14 protein-coding genes are annotated in these 17,523 nt (G+C 44.7%); 8 read left to right on the forward strand and 6 right to left on the reverse strand.

Features of this window, described 5'->3' with window-relative positions; all coding sequences use genetic code 11:
* The first annotated feature begins 133 nt into the window (after nt 1–133).
* Nucleotides 134–973: an NAD(+) synthase gene (gene nadE / locus B3157_RS05675; protein WP_214061211.1), complete on the forward strand. Its 840-nt coding sequence runs from the start codon at nt 134–136 to the stop codon at nt 971–973.
* Here nadE and B3157_RS05680 read toward each other — a convergent pair.
* From B3157_RS05680 to B3157_RS05690, 3 genes are all read right to left on the reverse strand, one after another.
* Nucleotides 954–2,036 carry a hypothetical protein gene (locus tag B3157_RS05680; protein WP_214061210.1) on the reverse strand — a complete coding sequence of 361 codons (1,083 nt, stop codon included), beginning with the start codon at nt 2,034–2,036 and terminating at the stop codon, nt 954–956. The two genes, nadE and B3157_RS05680, sit on opposite strands and share 20 nt — an antisense overlap.
* Before the next feature lie 448 nt (nt 2,037–2,484).
* On the reverse strand, nt 2,485–4,932 hold the full coding sequence (locus B3157_RS05685) for a hypothetical protein (RefSeq protein WP_214061209.1): 2,448 nt from the start codon (nt 4,930–4,932) through the stop codon (nt 2,485–2,487).
* Nucleotides 4,933–4,987: 55 nt separating this feature from the next.
* Nucleotides 4,988–5,452: a hypothetical protein gene (locus B3157_RS05690; protein WP_214061208.1), complete on the reverse strand. Its 465-nt coding sequence runs from the start codon at nt 5,450–5,452 to the stop codon at nt 4,988–4,990.
* Between the two features lie 134 nt (nt 5,453–5,586).
* On the opposite strand from B3157_RS05690, the gene B3157_RS05695 reads away from it, so the two are divergent.
* From B3157_RS05695 to B3157_RS05725, 7 genes are all read left to right on the forward strand, one after another.
* A complete protein-coding gene (locus B3157_RS05695; RefSeq protein ID WP_214061207.1) occupies nt 5,587–6,438 on the forward strand; it encodes an aminotransferase class IV in 852 nt (283 codons plus the stop codon).
* Nucleotides 6,439–6,575: 137 nt separating this feature from the next.
* Nucleotides 6,576–8,660 (forward strand): peptide ABC transporter substrate-binding protein, encoded by a 2,085-nt coding sequence (locus B3157_RS05700; protein ID WP_292589496.1) that lies wholly within the window; start codon nt 6,576–6,578, stop codon nt 8,658–8,660.
* Nucleotides 8,661–8,730: 70 nt separating this feature from the next.
* Nucleotides 8,731–10,107: a M14 family zinc carboxypeptidase gene (locus B3157_RS05705; protein WP_214060484.1), complete on the forward strand. Its 1,377-nt coding sequence runs from the start codon at nt 8,731–8,733 to the stop codon at nt 10,105–10,107.
* On the forward strand, nt 10,104–11,090 hold the full coding sequence (locus B3157_RS05710) for an ABC transporter permease (RefSeq protein ID WP_214060485.1): 987 nt from the start codon (nt 10,104–10,106) through the stop codon (nt 11,088–11,090). Before B3157_RS05705 ends, B3157_RS05710 begins: the two co-directional genes overlap by 4 nt.
* A 2-nt stretch (nt 11,091–11,092) precedes the next feature.
* Nucleotides 11,093–12,025, forward strand: coding sequence for an ABC transporter permease (locus B3157_RS05715; RefSeq protein ID WP_214060486.1), 933 nt, complete (start codon nt 11,093–11,095; stop codon nt 12,023–12,025).
* Between the two features lie 5 nt (nt 12,026–12,030).
* On the forward strand, nt 12,031–13,014 hold the full coding sequence (locus B3157_RS05720) for an ABC transporter ATP-binding protein (RefSeq protein WP_292589502.1): 984 nt from the start codon (nt 12,031–12,033) through the stop codon (nt 13,012–13,014).
* The gene (locus B3157_RS05725) at nt 13,011–14,009 is read left to right on the forward strand and encodes an ABC transporter ATP-binding protein (RefSeq protein WP_292589504.1); all 999 of its coding nucleotides are present in this window, start codon (nt 13,011–13,013) and stop codon (nt 14,007–14,009) included. The genes B3157_RS05720 and B3157_RS05725 overlap by 4 nt, the downstream gene beginning before the upstream one ends.
* 73 nt (nt 14,010–14,082) lie before the next feature.
* Here B3157_RS05725 and B3157_RS05730 read toward each other — a convergent pair whose 3' ends face one another.
* From B3157_RS05730 to B3157_RS05740, 3 genes are all read right to left on the reverse strand, one after another.
* Nucleotides 14,083–15,363 carry an alpha/beta hydrolase gene (locus B3157_RS05730; RefSeq protein WP_214060112.1) on the reverse strand — a complete coding sequence of 427 codons (1,281 nt, stop codon included), beginning with the start codon at nt 15,361–15,363 and terminating at the stop codon, nt 14,083–14,085.
* Between the two features lie 141 nt (nt 15,364–15,504).
* Nucleotides 15,505–16,698, reverse strand: a complete 1,194-nt coding sequence (locus tag B3157_RS05735; RefSeq protein WP_292589508.1) for an ABC transporter permease — start codon at nt 16,696–16,698, stop codon at nt 15,505–15,507.
* Nucleotides 16,685–17,434 (reverse strand): ABC transporter ATP-binding protein, encoded by a 750-nt coding sequence (locus B3157_RS05740; RefSeq protein ID WP_214060113.1) that lies wholly within the window; start codon nt 17,432–17,434, stop codon nt 16,685–16,687. Before B3157_RS05740 ends, B3157_RS05735 begins: the two co-directional genes overlap by 14 nt.
* Nucleotides 17,435–17,523 lie beyond the last annotated feature (89 nt).

The following is a 17,523-nucleotide window of genomic DNA, read 5'->3' on the forward strand; positions in this document are numbered from 1 at the left end:
CCGGCAACTGAAATTTCTTCGATTATATTCTGCAGCAAACATTCGATGTCAGACTTCCCAATGGGTTCTTTGAGTTGAATATTCAGTTTTCAAGAACGGAGGATTAGTCTAGTATAATCTTATTGGTGATCGTATGCGAGAAATTGTCGATTTTATAAGAAGCACTGTTCTGAAGTGGGGCTATCGAGGGGCTGTGATAGGAATAAGCGGAGGAATAGACTCCGCGGTGGTAGGTAAGCTAGCCGTAGACGCCCTAGGTAATAGAAACGTATTTGGCCTTCTCATGCCCGAACGCGACTCTTCGAAGGATACCCTGGAGGATTCGAAGCTCGTAGCGCACTTCCTGGGAATAGACTTCAAAGTCAAGAACATAAGTTCGATTCTCCGTGCTGTTGGTTGCTATAGACTCCAACCGCCGGCGCTTTTAATACCTCAGTCGGTTAAGGAAAGGTATGTAAGGGATAAGTGGCAGCAGCTTTCTTCAGACCCTTTCCTTGACGACCTGGCCGACAGGGGCAGTGAAGAATTCAAAAGGGGACTGGCTTTCTATAGAGCTAAGCACAGAGTCAGGATGGTTTCGTTGTATCTGGAAGCTGAGAAAAGGGGTTACGCTGTACTTGGCACGACAAACAAGACCGAATGGCTTTGCGGACTTTATGTGAAGTGGGGAGATGATTCAAGCGACATTGAGCCAATCAAGCATCTGTTCAAAACTGAGGTCATTAGCCTTGCTAGAGAATTGGGAATTCCGGAGAGGATCATAGAGAAGCCGCCGAGTCCTGACCTTATTCCTGGTGTTACCGATGAGACTGCTTTTGGGATGTCTTTTACTGAGCTTGATGAGGCACTCATAAAGATAGAAGCCGGAGAAAAACCAAACCCTCACGACAAGAAGGCCGTGAGGATCATGGAAATAGTGAAGGCGGCCGAACACAGACAGTTCAGAAATCTGTCTATTTTTCAGCAGAAGTGAAGGTCTCTAGACCGTTACTCCACGAAATACTTATCAGATTAATCGCCACTCTTTCCAGCTGATGATCAGCAAATTCTGGAAAGTCGGTGAAATCATGCTTTTTTGCTTCCCCGGGTCCTACGCTTAGGCCCTCTAGCTCCTTCTCAGCAACGTAAAGCTCCTTGCCCATAGGATCAAGCAGTCTGAAGGATATATGGACTCCCTTAACCGTCCCAAGGTCTGAATTATTTTTTATCCTCAGAACAACTCCCTTCTTCTTGCTGAAGGTTCCGACCTTCTCTATACTTGATTGAACCACGACTTCACGATGGAGAGAGTCGGTAGTCTTTCGATCCCCGGCCAGATACAGGTCTGCAGATTCTGGAATGCTTTCTTCCAGATCCAGAGAGGATACTGATATTTCCTCACCGAGCGGTTCAGGCAGCGATTCATTCTTAGTTTCAAAACTCTCTAGAGACTTGTACAGCTGATAAAGATCCCACAAGTTGTCGTTGAAGACTCTGTGCTTTTTCAATTCATCAACAATAATCTCCGTACTGAATGAATCTAAACAAACCTTTGAGTTCTCCTTGCGGATCTTTGCGCCGTCTTGTCCGAAGAAAACTCCAGAAAGAACAAACCATTCGTCAGGTAGCGGAAAGACAAATCTTCCCAAATGCTCTTCCTTTGAAGAAAACTCTATTGTGTTAACAATAATTGGAACCACGTAATCTGTATCTCTCTTTGCGGGAATCATCGATGCCTCGTTGTCCGATACGACTCTAATAGTCTTGCCTAAAGTTCTCGATTCGAATGCCCAGAGCGATACCGAGTCTTCGTAAAGTTTGTCGCCTACGACTTTGATTCCATGTAGTTTAACTGAACTGAAGTCCAGCTTGCTCTTGGTTAGAGAGAATCTCGAAGCTTCCATTTTCACTTCGATAACGGCCATTAATCGGTCTCTGTATTTGGCAAAGACTGGATCGGAAGGAAATGTGAAAGTTATTCCGTCATGCTTCGATTCTTCAATAAACACTGAGCCTGAATCACTTATAAGAAAAGCCGAGTACTCAATAGTCTTCATGTTGTTTCCCCCTTTCTCTTTGTTATCTCCGATAACAGCATTATACCTCATACGGTTGTTGTGGTTTAAGCAAAGTCGACTGGCGGGCAAGTTTTAAGTTCCTTTAACAAGTAGGATAACATAATGATTTTGAATCCCCATCATCGAAAGATTCAGTTTTACGAATAAAATGCCAGGGTGTAACTAGCTCTTTGGCCCACGCTTCTCTTGCTTCATTCACTTCTGATTTGTGACTACATGAGATCTCGGTCAACGGTACAGATATAGTGCTCCTGAATAAAAATGTTTCAGGTTCTTCGTTTCCAACAAAGGTTGTGGGTATTGTGGAAAACAGGTGCATGCAAGTTTCTATGAGAATGTTAGAGACACCTACATGAAGAAGAGGGGGAGTATCCCCCCTCTTTGATTACTCTTAATGCAAAGTCCTGACTGAAGCGCGAAACCTCTTTCAGGGCCTGGTCTCTAATCCTAAGTAGAGTCCCAATCGAGAATTGCTGTATTGAATGCCAATCTTTGGGAAAAGATCTCCGAGACCGATAGTTGAACCGACATTTACAAATAGATACATAGCAGAATGATCTAGATTAGTGTTTGATCCATTTACCTCAATTCCGACTCCCATCTCTTTCAGAAAGAAGAGTGGACTCCATCCCCAGTTGATCCGATATAGTAGTTGGGCTCCATTGATATACCAGTAGAAGTCTTCGTAGAAACCCACTCCAAGACCGACAGACGTTCCCAAGGTTGGAGAGAATGTTGCATCAAGAGCAAGCAACGGTGTTATCTTTCCATTTGAGACTCTTACGCCCGGTTCTAGGGAAATCGAGAAGAGACTTCCGTTTAGACTCAACGGGACGGAAGTTGTTATTCCACCCGATGTGTCCAGTCCAATGTAAGCATGCGATCTGAATCTTGTGGAAGGATTGAGAGGCAACTGGAAGAGCTCAGAAGAGAGGCCGGCGCTTGCAATAGGAGCTTCGGGAACGCCCAGATTGACAGTAAGAATTGCATTGACCCCTTCAAATACCTGCCCACTGTACTCGGCAGTTAGAGAGAGTTTATTGGTTCCGAATGTGAACGATGGCATTAGCGTCATAGAGTGGTTGGAATCATGGGACAGGTGAAGAGTTAAAAAGCCCAAAGAAAAGTGCTCGCCATCGTACGATACAAGAGGCGCTCTCAGGATTGGATTCAAGAAGTGAAGGAAGGTTTTCTTAAGATAATTGCCTTCTGTGTAGTCCGCCGCTGCAGGGTCGAAGTCGTCGGGTTCAACTTCTTTGACAACGTATGGGCTACTCTGTAGATCAAAGGTAAATATCGACATTCCTTTCTCTTGTCTGGAATGTCCAAATCCATATACAGTAGAATCGAGCACGACGGCCTTTTCGAGATTGGCTCCCTCGGTAAGTCTGAAAACCTCACCTGATTCAACATCTACGGAAAAGGCATCCATGAACCCCTCTTCGTAGGAGGAGGTAAAGATTATTTGCCCATTGTTATAGTCGATACCCCTTCCTTTGAGGTATGGATCTTGTAGAATGATCTTGAATTCACCTTCGGTAAATTTAGCGATCGCTCCGTTGATACCGTCCTTCGAGAGGAGCATTATCAAACTACCGTCTTCGAGTGCTATTATGTCCTTGATCAACCACGGGATTGTTGTTAGCTGCATTTCTTCGAAGTAGATTGTTGAAAATCCCGTCTTCGTGTCATAAAGCGCTTTTATCAGTCTTCCATTGTAGATATCAAAGGCAGTTACCATGCCCTTGTCCAGAAGCCTAACTGAGAGAGGAGGTCTGTACGACCAGATCTCTCTAAAAGTTGTACTTCTCTCAGTGACTGAAGTCATCAGGTAGATGTTCCCTTCGCGCCATTTAAGGGTAATTGCTCCAAAGTCAGAGAGTCTTCTAGAAAAACCTCCATCAACAAACTCTTCAATTCCTCTTTCAACTGCCCCATTCCATGAACTTGCTTCTCCAAAAACAGAATAAGAGAAAATGACGCCGTTTTCCGTCTTGGTCATGTCAAGTATCTGTCCATTCTTGATTGTCTTGACTTCGTTCAATGTTCCGTAGTCTGCGGCTTCAGATTCCACTTCTTCTTTCCAGTCACTATAAAGCACGTCTAGTGTTTCGTCAAATGCGATTCTTGAGGCGTTGATTACCCCTATTACAGGCATTCTCCCCGAAACTTCTTTGTGAAACTCCTTCACAGATTCTATTCCGAACCTTCTGACGAGATAATCATAGAAACTGGCAATGTAGTTGTAATAGAGAGCTCCTCCGCGGTAGTCCTCACGCGATACGGACAGAGCATAGTCCAGGCCAGCGAAGGAGTCGGCCTTCATATTCTGATATGTCATCTCTTTCCCCCACAATGGGTTGTTCAATCTTCCCTCGGAGAAGTAATTAGAGGATTCGGCGAACAAGGTCACTCCTTCAATAAATGGTGAGAACATCTGCGGCGAAAAGAGTTCCGTTCCTAGGAGCACTCTAGAAATGAACGCAGGCACACCTGTTGTGTAAGTCAGGTGGGCGATATGAGTGAATTCATGCATCAACAACTGTCTATACAAATTTGACACATTCATTCTCGTTGAGAGTATTGTGTCGGCAGGCCACACAAAGATCTGAATAGTCTTGTGGTTTTGAGGCTGAGCGATACCGTTCGTATTTGCCCCGAAATCTTTCAGAACGATGTTTATTCTTCCGGGGTCGTTGCCCACCAGTTCAACGGCTTTCGGTCTTATAGATTCAAAAACATTACCTACATGGATAGCGATCTCCTCGAACCCCTTATGGTAGTAGATATCAGCATTTGGGAATTCAAGAACTTTGTTGGCCAGCGAAATGACTGCGATTAGAGCCACGGCTGCCAATAGTATCGTTTTTCTCATGGCATACCTCCTGCCTCAGATCATAGGTGAATGAGTTCTACCCGTGAACGACACGTTATACTCCAAACGTGTCCCTAAAAAAACGCTTAGTTTCCCTTACGTTTAGGTATCTCCTGAAGGTCAATTTCATTTTTCCGCCTGTCCAGACTATCTTCATCACGGTACTGTCTGTGTTAGCACCTCCTGATGAAGAGTCCATAGTACTGGAGACCTTGACCTTTTTCAGTGAATCTTTCGGAATGAAGAGATTGCCAGGTGTTTCGTTCAAAACCTCTTCTCTTGTCTTTTCGTTGTACCTGTCAAGCATAGAAGAGCCTGCCGACATCACAGATGCCATCTTCTTAAAGAACCCTTCGTTTCTTTCTTCGGAGGCTTCCTTTGCCTTCTTAACGGCTTCATTTGTTATTGATTTAGTCAACTGCACCAACAAGAGTCCCTCTGGAATCACAACAACATCGTAAGCCTTGCTTCCAAGAAGCCCCGAAGAGCCCCCTGGAAAGACCGCCAAAACATCGTCCATATGAAAAACCTCCAAAAGAAAAATCTGCTTACGGTTCCGTTATATTCTATCATTGATGTGCTGTCTTACCGCAAACTAATAGTCTGTTGATGCATAATGGTGTTATGAACGAAGTGAAGCTGGAGGAGGCACTTATGTGGGCATTTTACGATGGCGAATTTGTTCAAGAAAAGGGTAAGCATGTTCAACTGGAGAATAGGGGACTCACTTTTGCGGACGGTCTCTTTGAGGTTGTAAGGACAATCAAAGGCAGGATATTATTCTTCGAAGATCACTTCACGAGGATGATTAAGAGCGCTGCTTTCTTCAACATGGAGATTCCGTTCACTTCGCAAGAGACAAAGGAGTTTGCATCGGAACTAATCAGAAGAAATGCAATTGAAGATGGGGAGCTCTATATACAACTTACAAGAGGAACAGATCTTCACAGAGAACACAGATTTCCTTCAGAGAAAACCCCAAGCACGTTCTTTATGCTTGCACTTCCATTGAGAAGAATTGATGCAGAGAACTGGAAGAATGGAGTTAAGCTTTTAACCTATCCTGATCTAAGACACAAGCTATGTGAGCACAAGACGATAAATCTGCTGCCCAACGTTCTTGCCAAGAACTTCGCCTATAGCAAAGGAGGCTACGAAGCTTTGATGTTTAGAGACTTTGAAGGCAAGAAAGTTGCCACAGAAGGTGGCAGTTCGAATTACTTTCTTGTGAAGGACGGTGTTTTTTTCACTCCAGAAATCGATAACATTCTCCCGGGCATAACGCGGGGAAAAGTGATCGACCTTATTAAGAAACTGGATTATCAGGTTGTCGAAAAACCGGTTACCGTAGATGAATTCCTTGAGGCTGAGGAAGTCTTTCTCGTAAGCACAGTCTCCAGGGTGATGCCTGTCAGAGCGATAGACCAAGTCTGTTTTAGCGTTTGTGGTGATTATACTAGACAGATAATGCAGTCTTACGAAGATCTCTTCTTCTCTTCCAGGTGAATGATTTGGTATTAACTTGTGTTGGAAGGTAAACAATGCGTATAAATCTTCCCTGTTTTGGGAAATCTTCTCTGTGACTGGTATATAATTACATAAATTTTCCGTGTTCCAAATAATCTTTCTTGGAGGTGTGCGGGATGAAAAAGCTCCTGGTTTTCTTTCTAATTATTCTCTTCTCAGCGTTCTTGTTGGGACAGGTTCTCCCGGAAGAGGCGATTCCTGTAATCGAATCAAAAGGAATCATGTCTTCAGTCGATGAATCACCGTTAACTTATTCAGAATTCAGGAATGCAGTTGAAAAGGCCTTTCCCGGCAAGGGAAATCTGATCTCCGGAGCAGGAGAGGTCTTGAGAGCAGACTTCGCCGTTGCGATGGTTGAGGTTCTCGGTCTGAAGTCTGAAGCTCAGTCCTACGATGAGATTTGCACCACAGCAACTGACGAGTGGGACGCTCCGGTGGAGGCATGGGGAGCCCTCACTGTTGCTTACAGGAGCAATCACCAACTTCTCGATTTCCGATATGGCCACTTGATCGAGGCCAGCTCACCCATCACAAGGGAAGAGGCCGCCATTTCGATCTACATGGCTATGAATCCTCCAGTTAGGGGCGGAATGGCAACGACTGCGGTTACTGCCGATGCTCCTGGTTTCAACACCTTGTTCACTTCTTCCGGACTGACATGGACGATCTGCAATATCATTGGCGATGGAATAACCGGAACAGACAAGGACGGATTCTACTTCCCGAGAATGGTCAAGAGAATGCCAAGTCTAGAAAACGGGCTGATGGTAATAAACGAAGACGGTTCACTTACGATAACTTACGAGTTAAGAAAGGGAATGAAGTGGCACGATGGAGAGCCAGTGACTGCCCATGATGCGAAGTTCCAGTGGGAAGTTATGAACAGCGGCGCCCCGGTTACGACGAACTACTTCGAGAGGTCAGTATCCGAAGTCAATGTAATTGACGACTATACATACTCTATTACCCTTCCTGAACCCCTAAGTAATGCCGAGCTGGGGTCTTCCGTCTATGCCTATTATTTCGGCTGGTTCCAGCTGCCGGAACATGTCTACAGAACAAGCTTCGAAGCAGCAAAAGCAAGCGGAAACTGGGATCGTTTTGTTGAAGAAGCTACGAAGAATCCTATTATGACAGGACCCTACAAGTTCAAAGAATATGCTGAAGGTCAGTATGTGATAATGGAAGCTTTTGATGACTATTATATGGGTAGGCCGAACATCGACCAGCTGGTAATGAGAATCATTCCTGACATGGACGTTGTTTTTGCTTCCACACTAAATGGAGAAATCGATTTCGGTAGGTACACCCTCTCCCTCAAACAGTCGGTACAGCTGGAGAATCAACGGGCAGACATGTTCAACGTTTTCTATACACCAAACATTGCTTACGATAACCTGAACTTGAATCTAAGGGATCCCGAGGATACAACAAAACCCCATCCGATCTTTGGAGATAAGAGGGTAAGGCAGGCCGTTCTCTATGGTATAAACAGAGAGCAGATAAGCAATGTAGTATACGCTGGACTGGCCGAAGTGGTGGATACCTGGATTACTGATCTTCATCAAATGAGAGAAGCTCTTAAGGCGCCAGATGTTAAACATTACGAATACAATCCCGCAAAGGCCAAAGCACTGCTTGAAGAGGCTGGCTGGAAGCTCAACAACAGAGGTATCTATGAGAAAGAGGGTAAAACCTTTAAGTTCAAGCTTTCTCTTGCTTCGGGAAGTGGAGATTATCAGATGATGGCACAGATTATCCAGGGCATGCTGAAACAGGTCGGAATGGACGTCGAGATCGATGTGAAGCCTGCTCTCGTTATATGGACAGAGGCTTTCCCTTACGGAAACTATGATGCTTTGCTTTCCGGCTGGGGTTATGGTGTCAGCGACGAAGCAGCCAATTACTGGACCACCGATCAGATACCTTCTGACGAGAACTACTGGGGAGGAATGAACTATACCGGCTGGGCAAACGCTGAAAACGATGAGATAATTAACGCGGCCGCAAAGGAGCTTGATCCAGAGAGGAAACAGGCTCTCTATGAAAGGCATTTCGCGCTCTGGACGGATGAGCTTCCCGTTCTGCCGTTAGTAGTTGCACCAACACCTCATTTTGCAAAGAAGTACATCAAGAGTTTCAACTCTGGATATGATAATGGACTCGGCTGGATAATCCAGAACTGGTACATAGATAGATAATTGGCTTCTTTGGGGGAGAAGATGAGCTTCTCCCCCATGTTTTCTTACATCATCTTTCGGAGGTTTCGACATGAAGTTCAGAGAACTTATCGATGCAGTCCCCGACTACAAGGAGTTCTTCACAGTCGAGGAAATGGACCAGAGATCGTTCGAACTCGCAAAGAAGTATCCAGACAAAGTCAAGATATATGAGGCAGGAAGATCACGTGCCGGAAATCCAATCTATGTTCTGGAAATTGGTAAAGGTAAAAAGAACGCACTTCTGTTCGGCTGTCCCCATCCAAACGAGCCGATAGGTGCAATGATGCTGGATTTCCTGAGTGAGAAGCTTGCAAGCGATGACGCTTTTCGCGATGGATTCGACTTCACCTGGCATCTGATAAAGGTAATTGATGTCGATGGCACAAAGCTGAATGAGGGATGGTTCAAAGACTCTTCTTCAATAAGAAAGTATGCAGGCAACTTCTACAGACCGCCGGGCCACGAACAGGTTGAATGGACCTTCCCTGTTGATTACAAAACTCTGCATTTCCACTCGCCATTGCCGGAGACAGAAGTGCTTATGAAGCTTATTGAAGAGAAGAAGCCGGATTTCATGTACTCTCTTCACAATTCCGGGTTTGGAGGGGTCTATTATTATGTGAGTGACGCAGTTCCAGAACTCCATGAAACTTTCAGGAAACTTCCAGGTTTGTTTGGTTTGCCCCTTTCTCTTGGAGAGCCGGAAGCGCCTTTTTTGGAGCAGCTCGAACCTGCTATTTTCAAGCTTTTCGGAATGGCTCAAGAGTACGATTATCTAAAGAAGAATCTTGGTCCAAACAAAGACCCAGCAGACGTCATCAAAGCCGGTACTAGTTCTGATGATTTTGCTTCATCCGTGGCCGATACGTTTTCCTTGGTTTGTGAGATGCCATACTATTATGATGCAAGGGTCGAAGATATGTCTGAAGCCGAGATTACGAGGAAGGAAGCGCAGAGATTCAACTATCAGAGGTCCGTCGAGAATTTTGAGTTTGTGAGCGAAGTGTTGAAAGCGCTTGAACCTTACGTTATAGACAGAAATTCGCCGTTCTACAGAGTCTTCAAGAATGTTCTTGAAACCTACCCAGATCAACTTCAAGCGCAGAAGAATTGGATTGAAAATGACCAGTCTCTGGAGAGAAAGGCAAGTATGGCAGAGGTCTTTGATAATAAGATTGTCAGCCAGTTCTATCAATCATTGATGCTAGGGATGCTAAAAAGATTAGTCAGGGAGAATGATGACGGATCGGAGAAGCTGTCGGCAATCTCCAAGATGGCTGATGAGGCATTTGAGAGGAAAATGGAGTATCTTGAAGAAAATCTCAACTACACTACAATCCCCATAAAGAGTCTTGTCAGTGTTCAGCTGATTGCAGGTTTGAATGTTGCCGATTATATTCAGAGAAGGGAAAGCCGGATATCGTGAAAGTATATTTCCTGAAGAGGTTTCTCGAACTTATCCCGGTCTTCTTTGCAATATCGATCATAATATTTGTGATAATGAACTCCATGCCGGGAGATCCTCTCCTCCAGATGAGAATGCAGAATCCTCGGGCAATGGCCAACGATCCTCAGAGGATGAAGGAACTAAGGGAGTATTATCGCCTTGATGATCCTCTTCCGGTGAAATACTTCTCATGGCTGAAGAGTGTTATGATTGGCGACCTGGGATATTCGAGCATGTACAAGACTCCGGTAATAGACCTCATTGTTTCACGGCTGCCGAATACTTTAATCCTTACTATCACCGCATGGTTGATTGGGCTGGTAGTAGCTCTTCCTATTGGGATACTTTCGGCAGTAAAGAAATATTCTGTTTTCGATTACTCAACGACTGTATTTGCTTTTGTGGGAATCTCTTTGCCTGGATTCTGGTTTGCTTTGATCGCGATAATAATTTTCAGCGTTGGTCTCGGTTGGTTTCCCGTTTCCGGTATGTCAACCTATGGGGTCACAGGTACTTGGAATGTCTTTGTTGACAGACTGAGACATCTCGTACTTCCGGCCTTTGTTCTAGGTTTGGTACAGGTTGCTTCTTGGGTAAGGTATATAAGAACGTCTCTGCTGGAAGTTCTTGATCAGGATTATGTTAGAACTGCGTATGCGAAAGGGGTTCCCGATAGAAAGGTCATCATCAAGCACGCTCTTAAGAATGCTATGATACCGATTATCACCATAATCGCCCTAGACATTCCGTATTTCTTTGGCGGAGCATTGATCATTGAAACGGTCTTCTCCTGGCCGGGAATGGGGAGACTTATGTACAACGCGGTTATTTCAAGCGATTACAATTTGGCGATCAGTTGTCTGATGTTTCTAGCGATTGTAACCCTAATATCGAATCTGGTTGCCGATTTACTGTATGTGTTGGTCGATCCAAGAATCAGAATGGGCAGAAAGGGAGCTTAGCTATGCGAAAATTCTTCTATAAAAGGAAACTTGACGAAATCGAGGAGAAGGCGCGCCCGATCCATATAAACAGTTACAGGCAGTTGGTATGGGCAAAGTTCAAGAGTCATAAACTTGCCGTGTTAGGTGCCGTGATGCTCATTGGAGTTGTTATATTCACTCTGATAGGTCCGCTCTTCATCGATGTGGGCTACGAGGATATGGATTTCTCTAACCTCTTTTCTCCGCCGTTTACAGAAGGTCATTTATTTGGAACAGATGAACTGGGACATGATGTGCTTGTTAGAGTAATGTATGGTGGAAGAATATCTCTATTCGTGGGTTTCGCCTCTGCAGTCATAACCACTCTCATTGGAACTGCCGTAGGTTTGTTTTCAGGCTTCTATGGAGGACTGGTAGATAGATTCCTGATGAGATTTGTGGATGTGATGCTTTCTATCCCTATGTTTCCAATTCTAATCACCCTTACACTTGTCTTTGGCTCCGGGATATCTAATATCATTCTAGTGTTAACGGTCTTCGGCTGGATGGGTGTTTCCAGGTTGGTCAGGGGACTGGTTTTATCGATAAGAGAGACCGAGTATGTTATGTCGGCCAAAGCTATGGGGGTCAGAAATGTGAGAATCATTCTCAGACACGTTCTGCCAAACGTAGTACCAATTGTAATTGTCTCTGCAACATTGAACATGTCTTACGCGATTCTCGCCGAGTCGTCCCTTAGCTATCTTGGGCTTGGCATACAGCCTCCCATGCCGTCATGGGGTAATATGCTTCAGAGAGCCATGAACTATATTCTTGGCACAACTACTGGGGTAAATCCATGGTGGCTTACCGTCTTCCCGGGATTCTTCATATTCATCACAGTACTGAACGTGAACTTTCTTGGAGATGGACTTAGAGATGCTCTGGATCCGAAATTTGTGAGTGAGAGTTGAAAAACATGGAAAGAATACTCGAAGTTGACAACTTGAAGATTTCCTTTAAAACCCAGCTTGGAAGGATAACACCTCTAGACGGGGTCTCCTTTAGTCTATCAAAGGGAGAGACTCTCGGGATCGTGGGAGAATCTGGCTGTGGCAAGACAATCACAGCTTTCTCAATAATGAGGTTGCTCCCAAAGAACTCCTTTCTCGGTGAAGATACAAGAATTGCTTTCAGAGGGAAGGACATTTCGACGCTCGGCAAGGAAGAGCTTCAGAGGATTAGAGGCAAGTCGATATCTATGGTATTTCAGGAACCCATGACCTCATTGAATCCCCTCTACACGATCGGATGGCAGATTTCCGAAGTATATAGACTGCACGAAGGTCTTAGTGAGGAGGAGGCAATGTCGAGGAGCGTGGAAATGCTCCGGCTTGTTGGGATTCCAGAGCCTAAGAAGAGTGTCACGGAATTTCCACATCAACTGTCTGGAGGAATGAGGCAGAGAGTAATGATTGCTATGGCGCTCGCCTGCAGCCCGGAGGTGCTCATTGCCGACGAACCAACTACAGCGCTTGACGTAACCATTCAAGCCCAGGTTTTGGAGCTAATGAACGAGCTGAAGGATAAGTTCAGCACAGCCACGATAATCATTACGCACGATCTGGGAGTAATTGCCGAAATGTGTGATCGAGTTCTTGTGATGTATGCCGGTCAAATTGTAGAGAGCGGTGGGATATTCGATATCTTTGACAGTCCAATGCATCCCTACACAAAGGGGCTGATCAACTCGATACCGAAGATAGAAATTTCCAAGAAAGAACAGAGAAAACTGAATGTTATAAGTGGTTATGTTCCGCATCCTTCAAGCTTTCCTGAAGGATGTAGATTCAGGCCCCGGTGCTCGGTGGCATTTGATAGGTGCCTGGAAAAACCTCCTCTGATCGATTCTGAAAACGGGCATTCAGTTCGTTGCTGGCTTTTCGAAAGGAATGATCGATGATGTCATCTCCAATAGTAGAAATCAAGAATCTGAAGAAGTGGTTTCCTATAAAGAGCGGTTTCAGGAAAAAATCGTATCTTAAGGCTGTAGACGGCGTGGATCTGCACATATTCAAAGGTGAGACTTTAGGACTTGTCGGAGAATCGGGTTGTGGAAAGACTACAATAGGAAGAACTCTAATAAAAATCTACCAGCCTACAGATGGAGAGTTTCTTTACAGAGGGGGAGGTTCCACGGATGACAACGTAGATATCTTTTCTCTTTCCGAATCGAAAATGAGACCCTTCAGGAAAGAGATACAGATGGTCTTTCAAGATCCATATGCATCTCTCAATCCGCGAATGACAGTACATGACATAATTGCGGAAGGATTGAGAGTACACTCCGTTGGCAAGAGTAAAGAAGAGAGAAAGTCTATGATATCCGATGTCCTTGAAAAGGTAGGTCTGAGGCCAGAGTATATGTATCGTTACCCTCACGAGTTCTCCGGAGGGCAGCGACAGAGAATAGGAATAGCCAGATCGATGATCCTGAATCCTGCTCTTGTCATTTGCGACGAGCCTGTTTCAGCGCTTGATGTATCTGTCCAGGCACAGGTTATAAACCTTCTTGAAGATCTAAAATATGAGTTCGAGCTGACTTACCTATTCATTGCACACGATCTCGCGGTAGTAAAGCACATTTGTGACAGGATTTCGGTTATGTACCTGGGAAAGATAGTGGAAACCGCGGAGACAGACGAGCTTTTCAATAATGCGCTTCATCCCTACACTCGCGGACTGCTTTCTTCTATCCCCGTGCCGAATCCTCATTTGAGAAAGACGGGAAAGAGAGAGATAGTGAAAGGAGACATACCTTCACCTGTCGATCCGCCCGATACATGCAGATTTGCAAAGAGATGCCCGAAAGCCTTCGACAGATGCGGTAAAGAAAGCCCGTCGCTTAAAGAAGCAAGTGACGGTCATTTTGTATCGTGTTTTCTTTATGGTGAATGAGGATTGCCGTGAGCAGCCTATCAAAGTTTCTATGGGCCTAAATGCTCGATTGCGGAAACACCATGAGCGTTCCTTAGTCGAAGATGTATATCCAGGAGAACATTGTGTCGATGAGTTGTCTGTCGACATGTCTGAACTCATAGTAGTGATCGGGTGTTGACAAGCCATCTCTTACAGGCATGAAATAGTGGTCCAGACCGGGTAATAACTGGAAATAGACGTTGATTCGTGTCCAGAGTGCATTCATAAACATTATGTAGTCCTGAACGGTTGACTCGAAATCTGCATCACCCTGGACTATTAGGACCGGTATTTCCAATTCCCTTATGGTCTCAATATGATTCATTCTGTCAAGTTCATAGTAGTAGCCGGCCGTTGCCGCAAGAACAGGAGTACCTGGGGGTAATTTGCCATCCAGCGCGGCCTGCAAGTAATCTGTAAGAAGTTGTGTCTGCTGCCCTCTATCTGTTTCGTAAATCGATGCAAAGTACTTCTGCTTATCGATTATTACTTGAAGCTCTCTTCTGGCCGGGGTGGCAAGAAGAATAATCCCATCAACTCTAGGGTCTCTGGCGGCGATTACTGGGGCAACTCTGCCTCCGAGTCCGTGCCCAGCAAGAAATATTGATGAAACTGACGGTATTCTCGACGCGGCTGTTATTGCACTGACGACATCCTCAATCACTTCTGTTTCGATGCTAGGAGGGGATTGAGACAGCCGCTCTCCGAATACAAAGGATCTCTTGTCATACCTCAGAACGGCCACACCTTGAGTCGCCAGTCCCCAGGCTATCTGCCTGAATGGTTTGTTCGGCCCAATTGTAGAATCTCTGTCCATAGCTCCCGAATCATGTATGAGAATCACAAGTGGATACTTGTCAATCTCTTTGGGAACGGTAATTACTGCGGGAAGCCGGTATCTTCCCTCGCCAATTGTTATTTCAAACTCATCAAACTTGCTTGTATCGATATACTCGGCTATACTTCCCGGTTGAAGAGTCGGTTGAATTACAAAAGTGTCGACCTTTCCCTGATCATCAATTACTACGTTGAAATCTATAAATCCTCTCTCGAACTGAGCGTGAAAGATGAAGACCGTGAAACCTCTTATCTCGCTCCTCTCTGTCGAGAAGACAAAAAGATAGTTTCCGTACTCGTCTCTTAGCTGCTGGAATTCTCTTTCCATTTCTTCAACATTGTACAGACCTTTTGCCCGCACGCTCTGCATTTCGTATGCAAGATAATAGTTGCCACGCAACAACAACTGGAGGTACCTATCGGCCAGTACCTCAGACCCAAGGAGTAGTGTGAAAGCTAAAAAAGCAGCAATTCCTAATGAAATTATTCTTCTCAACCCTGGCTTCTCCTAAAATAAGATTCCAACATTTTCGTTTCTAACTCAATGATAAACCAACAGCCCTCAATTGATGAAATTAAAACGGAGGGCGTTTGCCCTCCATTTACAATAATCAGGCTACTTCATACCAAAGGCATCTCAAGAACCTGAACTATCCATTATCTTTTCGCTGTTGAAGACCTTTGTCAAGAAGTATATGAACAGAGATATGTAAGCCAGATTACTCAACAACATTAGCACAAATCTCGTCATCACAAAGTTAGCAGTAATAATATCCTTCATGACGAAGATGGAGTTTACAAGCGGGATGAAGTAAAGCAGGAGGTTATCGGGTGACTCCATCTGCATAGTTGCAACTCCCAGTACTATTGCGATAATATATATGGGCATCACATAACCGCTTCCCTCTTTCATGTTTCTTGCTAAGGAGCCAAGGAGAACAATTAAGGCGGCTGCGAGCCCAGACATTGTCACCAGTGTAATGAAGAGACCAAAGAGAGTTGTGGCTGACAGGGATGAGAAATTGAGCTCACCAGCCCCAAATGCAGGTCCTCCAACTCTAAAAGCGATTATCAGGCCGATGAAGGTGAATATGCTGTTCAGGATCGCAATAGTCATTACATACAGAATCTTCCCTGCAGCAATTGATGATCTCGACACCTGATTAACAAGCAGGACAGGCATGCTTCCCCTCTCTTTTTCGCCCGCAGTTGTGTCGAGGCCTATATTCATGGATCCGGCGAAGATGTAAATGAGCAGGAAATACGGGATCAATGTGGCCAGCAACTCTGTTCCCCGAGATTCTTCCGGCGCAACATCTCTTTTCTCTACACTTACTAGATTGAGATCTTCGAGTGTCAATCCATGTTCGAGAAGCTTCTCCGAAAGAAGTAGAGATGAATATGACAATAGGGCATTCTGAACTATTTGAGCCCCATACGAAGAACCTCTTGAAGTCGAATTATAGAAGAGACGCGCATCTATCTTCTCTCCACCACGAACTCTTTCCGCGGCATCTGCGGGAAACTCTACCATGATTGAGTTCTCCTGGTTTCTGACCGATTCTTCGCTAAGATTTTCGTCAATTTCAAATGAAATCATCTGGTCAAGAAAACTCAGGAACCTCCCATCGGGCAAATTAACTATCTTCAGCTTGTAGACTGTTTTTTCGTAGGTTTTGGCTTGGGATGAAGAAACTGTGTTCATTACGAGGAAGATCACTGGCATGATCAACATCGGCAAAATAAGAACTGCGAAGACAGTTCGGGCGTCCTTGAATATATTCTTGAGTTCCTTTCGAAAGATAATTAGAGCATCCCTAAACAATCTCAATCACCCCTTCTCTGTCGGCAATCTTAAAGAACACGTCTTCAAGATTGTCTTCGCCAAACTTCTCATAAAGCCCTTCAAGAGTGTCGTCTTCAACTAGCCTGCCCTTGAAGATAATTCCAACTCTATTACATAGCTTTTCGGCAACAGACATGATGTGAGTGGAGATTATTATCGTCTTTCCCTGGTCGCGGTAGTCTTTGAGAAAGTCGGTGACTGTTTTTGCCGTAAGGATGTCCAGACCATTTGTGGGTTCATCAAAGATTATAACTTTGGGATCATGAATAAGACTGACTGCGATCGCAGCCTTTTGCTTCATTCCTGTAGAGAGCTTCCCGATTCTCTTGTCAAGGAAGTCATTCATATCCAGATATTCTGATAATTCCTTTGTCCGTCTAGAGATATCTGTGTCCCTCATATGACTGAGTTCGCCGTAGAATTTAAGCAGTTCCTTTGGTGTTAGGTTTCCCGATAGTTTCATATCGCTTGTAAGGAAACCGATTCTCTTCCGAACTTCTGTGGGTTGAACTACGCAGTCGAATCCCATTACGCTTGTCTTTCCTCTGTCTGGCTTGAGAAGAGTTGAGATAATTCTGAGGGTTGTAGTCTTTCCGGCACCATTTGGCCCTAGAAGGCCATAAATGCTCTTTGGCTCGGCGGAAAAGCTCAACGAATCTACTGCTACGACCTTTTTTCTTCGACTTTCGAAAGTCTTTGTGATTTTCTCAACCTTGACCATTTTTTGCCTCCTAAAAACGTTTGTTCCAGGGTGTAGAATAGCATTCTGTTGTTAATGTGAAGTGAAGAAATAAGAATCGCAAAAGAATA

The sequence above is a fragment of the Mesotoga sp. UBA5557 genome (assembly GCF_002425715.1).
Taxonomy (GTDB): Bacteria; Thermotogota; Thermotogae; order Petrotogales; family Kosmotogaceae; genus Mesotoga.

What these genes read in the sequence shown, in the direction of transcription:
- nadE (WP_214061211.1), top strand. Translation starts at nt 134, where the DNA reads ATGCGAGAAATTGTCGATTTTATAAGAAGCACTGTTCTGAAGTGGGGC.
- B3157_RS05680 (WP_214061210.1), bottom strand. Translation starts at nt 2,036, where the DNA reads ATGAAGACTATTGAGTACTCGGCTTTTCTTATAAGTGATTCAGGCTCA.
- B3157_RS05685 (WP_214061209.1), bottom strand. Translation starts at nt 4,932, where the DNA reads ATGAGAAAAACGATACTATTGGCAGCCGTGGCTCTAATCGCAGTCATT.
- B3157_RS05690 (WP_214061208.1), bottom strand. Translation starts at nt 5,452, where the DNA reads ATGGACGATGTTTTGGCGGTCTTTCCAGGGGGCTCTTCGGGGCTTCTT.
- B3157_RS05695 (WP_214061207.1), top strand. Translation starts at nt 5,587, where the DNA reads ATGTGGGCATTTTACGATGGCGAATTTGTTCAAGAAAAGGGTAAGCAT.
- B3157_RS05700 (WP_292589496.1), top strand. Translation starts at nt 6,576, where the DNA reads ATGAAAAAGCTCCTGGTTTTCTTTCTAATTATTCTCTTCTCAGCGTTC.
- B3157_RS05705 (WP_214060484.1), top strand. Translation starts at nt 8,731, where the DNA reads ATGAAGTTCAGAGAACTTATCGATGCAGTCCCCGACTACAAGGAGTTC.
- B3157_RS05715 (WP_214060486.1), top strand. Translation starts at nt 11,093, where the DNA reads ATGCGAAAATTCTTCTATAAAAGGAAACTTGACGAAATCGAGGAGAAG.
- B3157_RS05720 (WP_292589502.1), top strand. Translation starts at nt 12,031, where the DNA reads ATGGAAAGAATACTCGAAGTTGACAACTTGAAGATTTCCTTTAAAACC.
- B3157_RS05725 (WP_292589504.1), top strand. Translation starts at nt 13,011, where the DNA reads ATGATGTCATCTCCAATAGTAGAAATCAAGAATCTGAAGAAGTGGTTT.
- B3157_RS05740 (WP_214060113.1), bottom strand. Translation starts at nt 17,434, where the DNA reads ATGGTCAAGGTTGAGAAAATCACAAAGACTTTCGAAAGTCGAAGAAAA.